General features: G+C 65.3%; 15 protein-coding genes. 5 read left to right on the forward strand and 10 right to left on the reverse strand.

Annotated features, from left to right (window positions below; translation table 11 throughout):
- Positions 1–3 precede the first annotated feature (3 nt).
- Positions 4–1,887: a ribosomal protection-like ABC-F family protein gene (gene abc-f / locus ASG39_RS10210; protein ID WP_062594857.1), complete on the reverse strand. Its 1,884-nt coding sequence runs from the start codon at positions 1,885–1,887 to the stop codon at positions 4–6.
- Positions 1,888–1,963: 76 nt separating this feature from the next.
- A complete protein-coding gene (locus tag ASG39_RS10215) occupies positions 1,964–3,049 on the reverse strand; it encodes a GGDEF domain-containing protein (RefSeq protein ID WP_062594858.1) in 1,086 nt (361 codons plus the stop codon).
- Between the two features lie 301 nt (positions 3,050–3,350).
- Here ASG39_RS10215 and ASG39_RS10220 point away from each other — a divergent pair, with 301 nt between their 5' ends.
- The gene (locus tag ASG39_RS10220; RefSeq protein WP_062594859.1) at positions 3,351–4,115 is read left to right on the forward strand and encodes a class I SAM-dependent methyltransferase; all 765 of its coding nucleotides are present in this window, start codon (positions 3,351–3,353) and stop codon (positions 4,113–4,115) included.
- Positions 4,116–4,119: 4 nt separating this feature from the next.
- On the opposite strand, the gene ASG39_RS10225 is transcribed toward ASG39_RS10220, so the two are convergent.
- The gene (locus ASG39_RS10225; protein WP_062594860.1) at positions 4,120–4,620 is read right to left on the reverse strand and encodes a DinB family protein; all 501 of its coding nucleotides are present in this window, start codon (positions 4,618–4,620) and stop codon (positions 4,120–4,122) included.
- 155 nt (positions 4,621–4,775) lie between these two features.
- On the opposite strand from ASG39_RS10225, the gene ASG39_RS10230 reads away from it, so the two are divergent.
- Both ASG39_RS10230 and ndk read left to right on the forward strand, forming a co-directional pair.
- Complete coding sequence (locus ASG39_RS10230) at positions 4,776–5,483, forward strand: glutathione S-transferase family protein (RefSeq protein ID WP_062594861.1); 708 nt, start codon at positions 4,776–4,778, stop codon at positions 5,481–5,483.
- Between the two features lie 113 nt (positions 5,484–5,596).
- Entirely contained in the window at positions 5,597–6,019 is a 423-nt protein-coding gene (ndk, locus tag ASG39_RS10235) for a nucleoside-diphosphate kinase (protein WP_062594862.1), read from the forward strand.
- 107 nt (positions 6,020–6,126) lie between these two features.
- On the opposite strand, the gene ASG39_RS10240 is transcribed toward ndk, so the two are convergent.
- Together ASG39_RS10240 and ASG39_RS10245 are read right to left on the reverse strand one after the other, a co-directional pair.
- A complete protein-coding gene (locus ASG39_RS10240; protein ID WP_062594863.1) occupies positions 6,127–6,642 on the reverse strand; it encodes a hypothetical protein in 516 nt (171 codons plus the stop codon).
- Complete coding sequence (locus ASG39_RS10245; protein ID WP_062594864.1) at positions 6,639–7,184, reverse strand: CGNR zinc finger domain-containing protein; 546 nt, start codon at positions 7,182–7,184, stop codon at positions 6,639–6,641. The genes ASG39_RS10240 and ASG39_RS10245 overlap by 4 nt, the downstream gene beginning before the upstream one ends.
- 62 nt (positions 7,185–7,246) lie before the next feature.
- Between ASG39_RS10245 and ASG39_RS10250 the strand changes: the two genes are divergently transcribed.
- The gene (locus tag ASG39_RS10250) at positions 7,247–8,143 is read left to right on the forward strand and encodes a branched-chain amino acid ABC transporter permease (RefSeq protein ID WP_062594865.1); all 897 of its coding nucleotides are present in this window, start codon (positions 7,247–7,249) and stop codon (positions 8,141–8,143) included.
- Positions 8,144–8,164: 21 nt separating this feature from the next.
- Here ASG39_RS10250 and ASG39_RS10255 read toward each other — a convergent pair whose 3' ends face one another.
- From ASG39_RS10255 to pgsA, 3 genes are read right to left on the reverse strand one after another with little or no spacing between them, the layout of a single operon-like run.
- Positions 8,165–8,623, reverse strand: a complete 459-nt coding sequence (locus ASG39_RS10255; RefSeq protein WP_062594866.1) for a molybdenum cofactor biosynthesis protein MoaE — start codon at positions 8,621–8,623, stop codon at positions 8,165–8,167.
- A 4-nt stretch (positions 8,624–8,627) separates the two neighbouring features.
- Positions 8,628–8,888 carry a molybdopterin converting factor subunit 1 gene (gene moaD, locus ASG39_RS10260; protein WP_062594867.1) on the reverse strand — a complete coding sequence of 87 codons (261 nt, stop codon included), beginning with the start codon at positions 8,886–8,888 and terminating at the stop codon, positions 8,628–8,630.
- Positions 8,885–9,475, reverse strand: a complete 591-nt coding sequence (pgsA, locus tag ASG39_RS10265) for a CDP-diacylglycerol--glycerol-3-phosphate 3-phosphatidyltransferase (protein ID WP_062468772.1) — start codon at positions 9,473–9,475, stop codon at positions 8,885–8,887. The genes moaD and pgsA overlap by 4 nt, the downstream gene beginning before the upstream one ends.
- A 291-nt stretch (positions 9,476–9,766) precedes the next feature.
- Between pgsA and ASG39_RS10270 the strand changes: the two genes are divergently transcribed.
- Entirely contained in the window at positions 9,767–10,282 is a 516-nt protein-coding gene (locus tag ASG39_RS10270) for an acyl-CoA thioesterase (RefSeq protein ID WP_062594868.1), read from the forward strand.
- Positions 10,283–10,297: 15 nt separating this feature from the next.
- On the opposite strand, the gene uvrC is transcribed toward ASG39_RS10270, so the two are convergent.
- Together uvrC and ASG39_RS10280 are read right to left on the reverse strand one after the other, a co-directional pair.
- On the reverse strand, positions 10,298–12,361 hold the full coding sequence (uvrC, locus tag ASG39_RS10275) for an excinuclease ABC subunit UvrC (RefSeq protein ID WP_062594869.1): 2,064 nt from the start codon (positions 12,359–12,361) through the stop codon (positions 10,298–10,300).
- Positions 12,358–13,140 (reverse strand): SDR family oxidoreductase, encoded by a 783-nt coding sequence (locus ASG39_RS10280; protein ID WP_062594870.1) that lies wholly within the window; start codon positions 13,138–13,140, stop codon positions 12,358–12,360. The genes uvrC and ASG39_RS10280 overlap by 4 nt, the downstream gene beginning before the upstream one ends.
- Positions 13,141–13,333: the final 193 nt, after the last annotated feature.

The raw sequence follows: 13,333 nt of genomic DNA on the forward strand, positions 1-13,333 counted from the left end.
CCGTCAGCCGGCCATCGCCTCCTCATATTGTGCGGACAGGTCCAGCCATTGCTCTTCGGCCGAGCCCAGCTTCGCCGCCGTCTCGCCGCGCTGCTTCACCTTCTCGGCGGCCTTGGCGGGAAACTTCTCGTAGAGCACCGGGTCCGCAAGTTCTGCATCAAGCGCCTGAATCTGTTTCTCAAGCTTTGCCGTCAAGGACTCGAGATCATTGATCTTCTTGCGCAGCGGCGCGAGCGTTGCCCGCTTCTCCGCATTCGCCTTGCGCTGCTCCGCCTTCGACGTCGCGTCCTCGATCACCTCAGGTTTTTCGTCTTTTTTTTTGCCCGAGGAGACGATGAGGCCGCGATATTCCTCCATATCGCCGTCGAAATTGGTCACCGTGCCGTTGTTGACCAGCCACAGCCGGTCGACGGTCGCCTCGATCAGGTGCCGGTCGTGCGAGATCAGGATGACGGCGCCGTCGTAATCGTTCAGCGCCTCGATCAGCGCGCGGCGGCTGTCGATGTCGAGATGGTTGGTCGGCTCGTCGAGGATCAGGAGGTTGGGGTGATGAAAGGCCGCAAGCCCCATCAGCAGGCGCGCCTTCTCGCCGCCGGAAAGGTCCTTGGCCGCCGTCGACATCTTCTCGGTCGCAAGGCCCATCTGCGCCACGCGGGCACGGACCTTCGCCTCGGCAATGCCCGGCATCAGCCGGCGGACATGCTCGACCGGCGAGTCCGCCGGCACGAGATCGTCCATCTGGTGCTGCGCGAAGAAGCCGATCTTCAGGTTCGGCGCCAGCTTGATCTCGCCGCCATCCGCATCGAGCCGGCCGGAGACGAACTTCGCGAAGGTCGATTTGCCGTTGCCGTTCGAGCCGAGCAGCGCGATGCGGTCGTCATTGTCGATCCGCAGTGTGATGTTCTTCAGGATCGGCTTGCCCGTGACGTAGCCGACGGAGGCGTTCTGCAGCTGGATGATCGGCGAGGCCGGCTGCTTCTCGGGAACCGGAAAGGTGATCGGCTGGACATGGTCCTCGATCACGGAGGCGACGGTGCCCATGCGCTCCAGCGCCTTGACGCGGCTCTGCGCCTGCCGGGCCTTCGACGCCTTGGCCTTGAAGCGGTCGATGAAGGATTGCAGGTGCTTGCGCGCCGCATCGTTCTTCACCTTGGCCTTCGCCTGCAACTCGTTCGCCTCGGCGCGCTGGCGCTCGAACTGGTCGTAGGAACCGCGATAGAAGGTCAGCTTCTGCTGGTCGAGATGGATGATGGCGTTGACGGCGGTGTTCAGCAGGTCGCGGTCGTGGCTGATGATGATGACGGTGTGGGGATAGCGGCGGATATAATCCTCCAGCCACAGCGTGCCTTCGAGGTCGAGATAGTTGGTCGGCTCGTCGAGCAGCAGCAGGTCCGGCTCCGAGAACAGCACGGCGGCCAGCGCCACGCGCATGCGCCACCCGCCCGAAAAGGACGAGGCCGGGCGCAATTGCGCCTCGTGGTCGAAGCCGAGGCCGGCGAGGATCGACGCGGCGCGCGCTTCGGCCGAATGCGCTTGGATATCGGCGAGCCGCATCTGGATATCGGCGATCCGGTGGGGGTCGGTCGCCGTCTCGGCTTCGGCGAGCAGCGCCTCGCGCTCCTTGTCGGCCTTCAGCACGATCTCGATCAGCGGCTCTTCGGTGCCCGGGGCTTCCTGCGCCACCTGGCCCATGCGGGCATTCTTGGGAATGGAGATCGATCCGCTCTCGCTTTCCATCTGCCCGGTGAGGATGCGAAACAGCGTCGATTTGCCGGCACCGTTGCGCCCCACGAGGCCGGCCTTCGTGCCCTCGGGCAGCGAAATATTGGCGTGGTCGATCAGGAGGCGTCCGGCGATGCGGGCCGAGAGATTGGATATCGTAATCATGCCGGCGTTTTGGCCGATGTGGGGCCGGAAGGCAAGAGAAGCCGCCGGCCGGATATGCCGGCCGGGCAGGGGGCCGTTACGCCTCCTGCAGACCGGCGATCTGCGCGCACATCATCGGCGTGCAGCGCAGGATGCCCTGCCGCCCGTCCGTCCGCACCATGGTCAAGGCCATCTCCGCATGACGCATGAGGTCCCGCGGCCCGCCGACGGTGGCGGTCGTCGCGATGCCGGCCGAAAGCGACAGCGTCTGGCCGGCGAATTCGCGGCTGGGAAGACGGATCTGCAGCGACTGAATGGCATCGCGGATGCGTGTGGCGATAGACTGTGCGTTCTGCTCGCTGACATCGTGCAGCAGGAAGCCGAACGCGTCGTAGCCGATCCGGGCGACGACATCGCTCTTCTTCACCGACTTGCGGAAGATGGCGGCGCATTTCTTCACGGCCTTGGCGCCGACCTCCGGCCCATGCCGCTCGGCCAGCGCCCGCAAATGCTCGACGCTGACGAGAACCAGTGCGGCGGGCTTCGTCCTCACGTCCTGCTCGTCGAACAAGGCGGCGATCGTCATCGACAGCGCGGCGCCGTTCGGCAACCCGGACAGGCCGTCGCGAAGAGCGGCCCGCTGGTCGGCTGCGATCTGCGTCTGCGCATCGCCGAGCGTCGCCGCCGTCGTCTTGACGGCGTCCGCCAGACGCTTTTCGCAGGTGCGCAGATGCGCCAGCGTCTGTTGAAGCGTCCGTGCCTCGGCGGCGAAATCCGACATCGACATCACCGGGTCCGTGTCGAGCCTCTGGAGGAAAGCGTCCAGCGTGGCGAGTGCGTCCGTCATCGGCCGGCTTTCCCGCGAGATCGCCGACGTCATGGTCTGGATCGCCGCGATGGCCATCTGCTGGGCCGCGCCCAACTCCTGAGCCAGATATCCCGGCAGCTTGCGCTTGAGGCCGATCGCATCGAGCGCCTTTTGCGAGGGGGCGTTGCCGAGCGCCGCGAGATCGCTGGAAAGCGTGGCGGGACTTCCCGAGAACGCGGCGTGAAACAGCTCGTAATTGCGCGGCAAGGGCTCGACGCCACGTTGCGCCATGGCCTGCGCAATCCGCTGGGCCGTGCCGTGGGGCTGTTCGGAGAAATGTCTCTCAAGTTTCGACGCCATGCCGCTGTAACTCATCTGTTCTTTCATCGCCGAGCCCCACCCCCTCCTGCGTTGCCATACCCGACACACATAATAGCGAAAACATTCAAAAATGCTTAAGTGGCATTCAACCTCTGGATGTTTGTCCGATCCTGACAGTTTTCGTGGCCGTCGGTGCTCTCCGTGATCCGCTCTCCGTGTAAATCCAGCGATCCCCCCTCGTGAAAACCCAAGAACCTGCGATAGCTGGTCCGACAGGCCGTTCTCCTGCGAATCAGGTGCCGCAACGGCGCCGCGCGCGGGGATCTGTGCCGACCGAGAGGAAAGGAACTCCGCCATGAGCGTCCTGCGCAACCAGATCGTGCCCTGGATCAAGGTTCTCGCCTGCCAGGCGCTGGTTCTCGCGATCGTTCTTTCGCTGTCGGGCTCTCTCACGCCGGGCTCTCTCACGCCGGGCACGCTTCCCGTTCTGCTCGGGCAGGGTGCAGCCGCTGCCGGCCTCGGGCTGCTCCTGCGGATGCCGCGCATCTGGCTTCTGGTCCAGTTTCTGCTGCCGGTTGCGGTCGTCTATGGCGATGCGGTGCCGGCCTGGGCCTATCTTGTGGCCTTCGTGCTCTGCGCGCTCGTCTACTGGAACAGCGCCTCCGAGCAGGTGCCGCTCTACCTCACCAACCGGCGGACCTGGCAGGCACTGGCCGACCTCGTCGCCGCCTCGCAGGCCAGGCGCGTGGTCGATCTCGGCAGCGGCATGGGCGGCGTCGTCACCTTCCTCGCCCGCGCCCATCCGGCCGTCGAGGTGAGCGGCCTGGAAACGGCGCCGCTGGTCGTGGCCGCCTCCAAGCTCCGCATCGCCTTCAGCCGCCTTCCCAATGCCCGCATCGTCTATCGCAGCCTGTGGGATGCGGATCTCGGCACCTATGACGTCGTCTATTGCTTCCTCTCGCCGGTGCCGATGGCCCGCCTGTTCGAAAAGGCCCGGCGCGAGATGCGCCCGGGCACGCTCTTCGTCAGCAACAGTTTCACCGTGCCCGGCCGTGCAGCCGACCGCATCCTCGATGTCGACGATGCCCGCCACACCCAGCTGCACATCTACACGCTCTGACGCATCAGGCCCGATCGCTGCGGAAGAAGAAGGCCAGATCCAGCACCACGCTCGGCTGCCCGAGGCTGGTCAGGATCATGTGGCACTGGCCGCGATGATGGGTTTGGTGGTTGAAGAGGTGCGCGAGGCAGGGGCTGAGCCTCTGGCTGATCGGCTCGGGAATGCTGATCGGCGTGTAGGTGAAGACGCCGGCGAGATCGTCCGGGGTGAGGCTGTCGATCCAGCCGGCGATCCTCCGGTCCTCCGCCACCCGCGCTTCCGTCAGGTCCGCGAAATCATCGAACAGCACGGCGTCGAGCGTGGTCGGTGCCTCGCCCTGTCCGGTAAAGCGTTTCATCCAGATCCGGTCGGTGGCCAGCAGGTGGTTCAGGGTTGCGTGCAGCGAGCCGAAGGCCGCACCCGTCTCCCGGTGGCGACCCTCCGTGCCGAGCGCCTGCGCCGCGGCATAGATGCGACCGTTGGCCCAGCTGTTATAGGCGGCAAACATGCGGAAATGGTCGATCATGGCGGCTCCTGCGCATTGGAAGGCCCGATCTTATCTCGCCATGAGTTCAACAGGCATGATGCCATCCATGAAATTTGCTGATTTGCTTTCCCGCCTTTCCCGCGCTCAGATGGCCCGGCTGAGATGACCGCGACACCGGATACGGGAGACCTGCGATGACGAGACTGCTCTACGGGCTGTGCGGCGAAGACCGGGCGCGGCGTTTTTCGCCGCATGTCTGGAAGGTCGAGATGGCGCTTGCCCATAAGGGGCTCGATTGTCGCGTGGTGCCGCTCGGCTTCACGGACATTCCCAAGGTGGAAGGCGGCGCGACGAAGATGGTGCCGTATCTCATCGATGGCGATCAGGCAGTCGTCGACAGCTTCGCCATCGCCCAGTATCTGGATGCGACCTATCCGGACCGGCCGACGCTCTTTGCAGGCGAGGGCGGACGCGCCACGGCACGCTTTGTCGAAGCCTTCTCGCAGACGGTTCTGCATCCGGCCATCACCCGGATGATCCTCCTCGATATCCACGACCGGCTCGGCCCGGAGGATCGCGCCTATTTCCGCAAAAGCCGCGAGGCCGCGTTCGGCAAGAGCCTCGAAGATGTCGCGGCTGCCGCCCCGGCGGAGCGGGCGGGCTTCGCCGACAAGCTCAATCCGCTGCGCTACCTGCTCAAAAAGCAGCCCTTCATCGGCGGGGAGACGCCGCTCTTTGCCGACTACATCGTCTTCGGCGCCCTGCAATGGGCCCGCATCGTCTCGCCGCAGCCGCTGCTGGAGCCGGACGATGCCGTCTCCGGCTGGTTCGAGCGCTGCCTCGATCTTCACGACGGTCTCGGCCGCGCGATCCCCTCCGCCGGAACCGCCGAGGCGGCCTGATCGCGGCTCTGCCGTTTTCGAAATCGGGCCATGCGGCGCATTCCCCTTGTCTTGCGTGCGGCGTCTCGCTAAGGAACCGTCCAAACGAACGCAACTCCTAGGGATTTGACACCATGGCGATTGAACGCACCTTTTCGATGATCAAGCCGGACGCAACGAAGCGCAACCTGACCGGCGCGATCACCAAGATGATCGAAGACGCCGGCCTGCGCGTCATCGCCTCCAAGCGCGTCTGGATGAGCCAGCGCGAAGCCGAAGGCTTTTACGCCGTTCACAAGGATCGCCCCTTCTTCGGCGAACTGGTTCAGGGCATGACCTCCGGCCCGACGATCGTTCAGGTTCTCGAAGGCGAGAACGCCATCCTGAAGAATCGCGAAATCATGGGCGCCACCAACCCGGCCAATGCCGACGAAGGCACGATCCGCAAAACGCACGCTTTGTCGATCGGCGAAAACTCCGTCCACGGCTCCGACGCCCCGGAAACCGCTGCCGAAGAAATCACCTACTGGTTCTCGGCCACCGAAATCGTCGGCTGATACCGCGTCAACGAACTGACAACATAAAAGGCCGGAGCAGCGATGCTCCGGCCTTTTGTGTTGTCGCCGGTCTGGCTTGCGGTATCTCGGCAGACGCGGCGCGGCAATCAGATCGGACACCCCGTTTCCGGCGCATAGTCCACGCTGCCGTCTTCCCGCAGGATATCCGGGTTAATGGCGTAGCCGGGGCCGACCACCAGCGGCTTTGCCGTGAGGACGGTCTGGTCGACCGTCGAGATCGCGGTGGTCTCGATCGATTGCACGACCTTGCCCGCACCGTCGAGGATGCGGATGCCGACCGTGTAGGGTCGGTCCTTCCGGACGCAGTGGATCGGCGGGCTTTCCAGCACGATCGTGTCCCAGAACGGGAAGATCTTCGTCCGCGTCACCAGCGGCGCTCCGCCGCGCGGGTCCTCGAAGGTCGCGACGGCCAGGGCCGGGTCGGGCAGGACGCCGGTGCGGCGCAGGGTGATCATGTAGTGCGCCCGGGCGATGCGGTAGTTGAAGACGAAGAGGCGCCCGGATACCTCCGTCGGTCCCGATCCGGTCTCGCGCTGGCATCCGGCCGAAAGAGCTGCGGCAAGCAGGCCGAGCACGACGATGGCGCATCGAGGACTATTCACGCCGCGCCCCCATCCTTCGCACGGCGATAGTGCCGGCTGGCCTTGCGCCGGTTGCCGCACACGGTCATGTCGCACCAGGCCCGGCTCCGGTTCTTGCTTCGGTCGAAGAACAGCCAGCCGCAATTCGCGCAGATCTTCAGCCGCCCGTCATCCGCGCGCGCGGCAAGCCGAAGCGCGGAGCGTGCCGTCGATGCGCCGAGATCGGCCCCGTTCGGCGACAGCCGCAGCGTCCGCGCCGCCGCGTCGAGCAGGTCGGCCAGCAGGCCGGCGTCATCCGCACCCTCGACCCGTTGCCGGAAATACCGGTCGATCGCCTCGCGCAAGGCGAGGAACGCTGCCCGGTCTGCCGGTGGCATCAGGAGGCGCGTCGGCAGCGGCTCGGCGCAGAGCGTCGTCGCCGCGGACGCAAAGGCCGCGAGCCCATCGGCGTGTTCAAACCGGTCGATCGATCGCTCCGGCGTCGCACGCAAAATGACGCTGTTGGCCACGTCGAGGGCGAGGAGGCCGCCGGAAAAGCGATGCGGGGTCCAGAGGAAGTCCATGATCAAATATAACTGGTAAAAGCCATTTCACCAGTTATATTTTATCGGGAGGAGGGCGGCGCATGTATCTGCTGCAACAGCTTGCCAATGCCCTGCCGGTCGCAGCCCTCTATGCCGTCCTCGCCTTCGGCTACGCGATTGCCTTCGGCGTCACCAGGCGTGTGGACCTGACCTATGGCGCGCTGTTCGCCTTTGCGGGGCAGATCTTCGTGCTGTTTGCCGATGTCGGCTGGAACCGCCTCTGGCTGGTGCTGCCGGCCTGTCTTGCGCTCGGGGCTGCCTGTTCTCTCGCCTACACCGCCGGTGCCGGCCTCCTCGTCGGCCGCGTCGTGATGGCGCGGCTGCTGAGCGCATCGCCCAACGCCGTCATCGTCGCCGGCCTCGGCGTGTCGCTCGTGCTGATGGAGACGGCACGGCTTGCCGCGAAGACGCGCAGCCTCTGGCTGCCGCCGTTCCTCAACGCGCCGGTCACGCTCTGGTCGGAGCGGGCTGCCGATGTCAGCCTTACGCTGATCCAGCTCGGCAATATCGCGGTGATGCTGGCGATCGTCGGCCTTGGCGCGCTTGTTCTGCGCTTCGGAAGGGCCGGCCGCCTGTGGCGCGCCGTCCACGACGATCCGCGCGCCGCCGAACTCTGCGGGGTCGATGCCCGCAGCGTCTTCCTCGGCGCCTATCTCGTGGCCACCCTGATCGCCGCTGTCAGCGGCATTCTCGCCACGTCCTATTACGGCAACATGGATTTCGGCGCGGGCCTGCTGTTCGGGCTGAAGGTGGTGATGATCGCCGGCATCGGCGGCGCCGGGCATCCGCTCCGCGCGGCGGCGGGTGCTGCGCTGCTCGGGCTGGCGGAAACGCTCTGGAGCGCCTTCGGGCCCATGGCCTGGCGCGATCCTTTCGTGTTGACACTGCTGATCGTCATCATCGTCGTCGCCGGCCGGGGAGATCGGCCCGTTCCCTGAAAGGATGGCCGTCGCAGATCGTCAAGACCAGCGATCCCGCGCCGTGTCGTCTGCGTCTTTCGCCGAGACCCAGCCGCGGGCGGTGCCGTCCTTCAGGTGTTCCTTCTTCCAGAAGGGCGCGGCGGTCTTCAGATAGTCCATGATGAAGGACGCGCCGTCAAAGGCCGCCTGACGGTGCGTGGAGGCCGCGATCACGAGGACGATGCGGCCGCCGGGATCGATCCGGCCGAACCGGTGGATGGCGGTCGCCCCCTGCAGGTCGAAACGCGCAACGGCCTCCTCGCAGATCCGCCGGATTTCGGCCTCGGCCATGCCCGGATAATGCTCCAGCTCCAGCGCGGAGAGCAGGCCCTTTTCCTCCCGGCAGAGACCGGAGAAGGTGACCACCGCACCGATATCGGTGCGTCCGGCCGAAAGCGCCTCGATCTCGGCCGCCGTGTCGAAATCCTCGGCCTGCACGCGAACGGTAACGGACGCCATGCCCTCAGCCGCCGGTCATCGGCGGAAAGAGGGCGATCTCGCGCGGCGAACCGAGCGGCTCGTCATGCTCGACATGCTCCTGGTCGATGGCGACGCGAATGACGTTCTCGTGCTCCAGCGCCGCGGCGTAGTCCTCGCCACGGTTTTTCAGAAACGCGATGAGATCGCCGGCCGTGACCACGTCGTCCGGCAGGGAGACGATTTCGTCGCCAAGGCCGATCCGCTCGCGCACCCAGGCGAAGTAGACGAGGCGGACCTCTCTCATTCGTCCACCAGATGCTTCAGCCCGGCGCGGAAATAGTCGTAACCGGTGTAGAGCGTGATGGCGGCGGCGATCCACAGCAAGGCGATGCCCATCTCGGTCGTATAGGGCAGAACCTTGTCGCCCGCCGGACCCGCCAGCAGAAAGGCGATCGCCACCATCTGGATCGTCGTCTTCCACTTGGCGATTCGCGTCACGGGCACGCTGACCTTCAGCGCCGCCAGATATTCGCGCAGTCCGGACACCAGGATCTCGCGGCAGAGGATGATGATCGCAGCCCAGATCGACCAGCCGGCAATGGTGCCGTCGGCCGCCACCAGCAGCAGCACCGAGGCGACCAGCAGCTTGTCGGCGATCGGGTCGAGCATCCGGCCGATATTGGAGGTCTGCTTCCAGATCCGCGCGAGATAGCCGTCGAAGAAGTCGGTGATCGAGGCCACCGCGAACAGGCCGAGCGCCGTCCAGCGGGCGATATCGGAGCTTTGCAGCTTGCCCTCGATAAAGAAGCAGAGAACGATCAGCGGAACCGCGAGAATGCGCCCGTAGGTGAGGAGATTGGGAATATTGTAGGCGACGGGCACGGTTCGCATGTCAACTCGGTCTCTGGACTTCGTACGCAATTCGTACAGGCGGGATGAAAGACGTCGTGACCCGGAGGTCAACCGGTTTTTGATGATTGAGCGGCAATTGTGGCGGAATTCCTCTGAACAGGCCGTGAACCACCGCGACATGCCCACCCTGATCTGCGACCTTTCCCCGGAAAACCGCGTGCCAGTGATGACGGATGACCGCGGATCACGTGTTGCGGAAGCTTCCGGGCGCTGTAGTGTCTGTCTCTAATAGGCAGAGCACTCGCCTGGCAATCGGGGAAAGGACGCGCGATGGACGGAACGCAGGAGACGCATGAGAAGGGCGAACTGGAGATGGTCGTACTGATGACGCCCGACATGGCGAATTTCTCCGGCAAGGTCCATGGCGGCGCCTTGCTCAACCTTCTCGACCGCGTCGCCTTTTCCTGCGCCTCGCGCTATTCGCAGCGCTATGCCGTGACGCTGTCGGTCGATCAGGTCGTGTTTCGCCAGCCGATTCTCGTCGGCGAACTCGTGACCTTCCGCGCCTCGGTCAACCAGACCGGCCGCACCTCCATGGAGGTCGGCATTCGCGTCGAGGCCGAGGACATCCGCTCCGGCGTCCGCCGGCATACGAATTCCTGTTATTTCACCATGGTCGCGGTGGACGAGGACGGTCGTCCGGCCGCCATCCCCTCGCTCGCGCCGCGCGATGCCGCCGGCCGGCGCCGCCAGAAGGCCGCCGACATCCGACGCACCCTGCGGCGCGAGTTCGAGGCCCGCTTCGATGCCGCCAAGGAAGAGGGCGACGACGTCGTAGCGGGGTAAACGACGGGTGAAGCTCTAACCGCGCGACGCAGCCGCGCTGTCCTCGTGGAAATGGTCGTAGACGAGCTTCGCCACGGCTTCCGAAATGCCGTCGACGGCGACGAGATCGGTCATGCCGGCGCGCGAGACGGCCTTGGCCGTGCCGAAATGGTGAAGCAGAGCCCGCTTGCGCGTCGGGCCAATGCCGGCGATTTCATCGAGCGGGTTCTTCACCATCTCGCGCTTGCGCCGCGCCCTGTGGCTACCGATCGCGAAACGGTGCGCCTCGTCCCGCAGCCGCTGGACGAAGTAGAGCACGGGATCGCGCGGCGGCAGGGTGAACCCGTCCCGCCCGACCGTCAGGCCACCCTCCGTCTTGACCGGCGGAAAGAACCGCTCGCGGCCCGCTTCTCGATCGACGCCCTTGGCGACGCCGATCGCGATGACGCAGTCCTCGATGTCGAGCTCCTTCAGGATGGTCCGCACCGCCGTCATCTGTCCCTGTCCGCCGTCGATCAGGATCACGTCCGGCCAGGCGGGAAAGCCGGCATCCTCGCCGGGCTCCACGCTCCGGTCCGGCTTGCCCTCTTCCTTCAGCAGTCGGGTAAAGCGCCGCGTCATCACCTCGCGCATCATGCCGAAGTCGTCGCCGGGGGTGATGTCGGTCGATTTGATGTTGAACTTGCGATACTGGCCCTTCACGAAGCCTTCCGGCCCCGCCACCACCATGCCGCCCACGGCATTGGTGCCCATGATGTGCGAGTTGTCGTAGATCTCGATGCGCCGCGGCACGCGGTCGAGCTTGAAGGTCTGCATGAAGCCTTCGAGCAGCCGCCCCTGCGAAGCCGTCTCCGCCAGCTTGCGGCCATGCGCTTCGCGCGCATTGGTCATGGCGTGATCGACCAGATCCTTCTTCTCGCCCCGCTGCGGCGCGAGTATCGTCACCTTGAATCCGGATTTCTCCGACAACGCCTGGCCGAGCAGTTCCTGTTCGGCCACGATCTCGCAGAGCAGGATCTGCTTCGGGCAGGGCTTGTCGTCGTAGAACTGCGCCAGGAACGCCGCCAGCACCTCGGCGGGAGCGAGCGACGGGTCCGCCTTGGGGAAATAGGCGCGGTTGCCCCAGTTCTGCCCGGTGCGGAAGAAGAACACCTGGATGCAGGAGACGCCGCCTTCGTGGTGGATGGCGAAAACGTCCGCTTCCTCGACGCCCGAGGGGTTGATGCCCTGATGGCTCTGGACATGCGACAGTGCCGCCAGCCGGTCGCGGTAGAGCGCGGCGCGTTCGAAGTCGAGATTGTCGGAGGCCTCGCTCATGGCCGAGGCGATCGTCGCCTTCACCGCCTGGCTCTTGCCCGACAGGAAGTCCTTGGCTTCCGTGACCAGCTCCGCATAGTCCTCGTCGCTGACCTCGCGGGTGCAGGGGCCGGAACAGCGCTTGATCTGGTGCAGCAGGCAGGGCCGCGTCCGGCTTTCGAACACGCTGTCGGTGCAGGTGCGCAGCAGAAAGGCACGCTGCAGCGAATTGATCGTGCGCCCCACCGCACCGGCCGAGGCGAAGGGGCCAAAGTACTGGCCCTTGCGGCTGCGCGCGCCGCGATGCTTGTAGAGCGCCGGCGCCCGGCTGTCGCCGGTCACGAGAATATAGGGGAACGACTTGTCGTCGCGCAGAAGCACGTTGTAGCGCGGCCGCAGCCGCTTGATCAGGTTGGCTTCGAGCAGCAGCGCCTCGATCTCGGTGCGTGTCGTCACGAACTCCATGTTCGCCGTCTGGCGGATCATCTGGGAGATCCGGTTGGAATGGCCGCGCCCCTGGGCATAGTTGCTCACGCGCTTCTTCAGGCTGCGCGCCTTGCCGACATAGAGAACGTCGCCGGCCTCGTTGAACATGCGGTAGACGCCGGGGCTGTTGGGCAAGAGCTTGACGAAGGCCTGGATCAGCTCGGCCCCGCGCAGGCCGTCGGGCACGGCGGAGGTTTCCGCCCAGTCGATATCGGCGACGGGCGAGGGCGCCTCGACCGTTTCGATCGCATCCTCGTCATCGTCGTTTGCCGTCTCGTCGTACAAGATGCCGCCATCCTGCGGCGTCCGTCCGTTCATTCCACGATCTCCATTTGATCCGGCGTCTGCCAGGCCAGATGCTGGCCGCCGTCGAGCGCGATCATTTGCCCGGTCATCGACGGCGTGTCGAACATATACCGGATGGTGCGCCCGAAATCTTCCAGCCCAGGGCCGACCTTCAGCATCACCGAGTCCACCTGCGCCCGGAAGTCGGCCTCGTTCTGCCGGTCGTTCGGCAGGGTCGGGCCCGGCCCGATGCCGTTGACGCGGATGGCCGGCGCCAGCGATTGCGCCATCGTCACCGTCGCCGTCAAGAGCGCCGACTTCGACAACATATAGGAATAAAATCGCGGGTTGGGAGACCAGACGCGCTGGTCGATCATGTTGACGATCAGCCCGGTCGCCTCCGCCGGCATCTGGGCGGCGAAATGGCCGGCGAGAACCGAGGGGGCCTTGACGTGCAGCGCGAAGTGCTGGTCCCAGACGGCCTCGTCGAAGGTCTCCAGCGTGTCCTTGGCAAAGACCGACGCATTGTTGACGAGGAGGCCGAGCGGGCCGATGGCCGCGGACGCCTCCCGCACCAGCCGGCCGAGATCGGAGGCATCCGTGAGATCGGCCTGGACGACCGCCGCCGTCGCGCCCTCGGCCGCAAGGCTTGCGCGGAGCGCATGCGCCTCGTCGAGCGAGCCATTGGCATGGATGGCGACGGCAAAGCCGTGCCGCGCCAGATCCTCGACGATCGCGCGCCCGATCCGCTTTGCCCCACCCGTCACCAGTGCCGTCTTCAGGGCCAGAGCCTTTTTCGGAGCCAGAGCCATTTCCGGGGAATCTCTCACGCGTGTCGGTCCTTCACGATTCTGATCGGCGTCGGAGCCAGATCATAAAAGAACAGCTTACGCACGCCAAAACCGCCGGATCATTCGTTAATCCAAGGTGAACGAAAAAGGGTGATTTCGATGAAAATTACACGGAACAAAGTAGTCGCAGTAGTATAGTGCGCACATGGTTAAT

It is taken from the genome of Rhizobium sp. Leaf371 (assembly GCF_001424045.1).
Taxonomy (GTDB): Bacteria; Pseudomonadota; Alphaproteobacteria; order Rhizobiales; family Rhizobiaceae; genus Ferranicluibacter.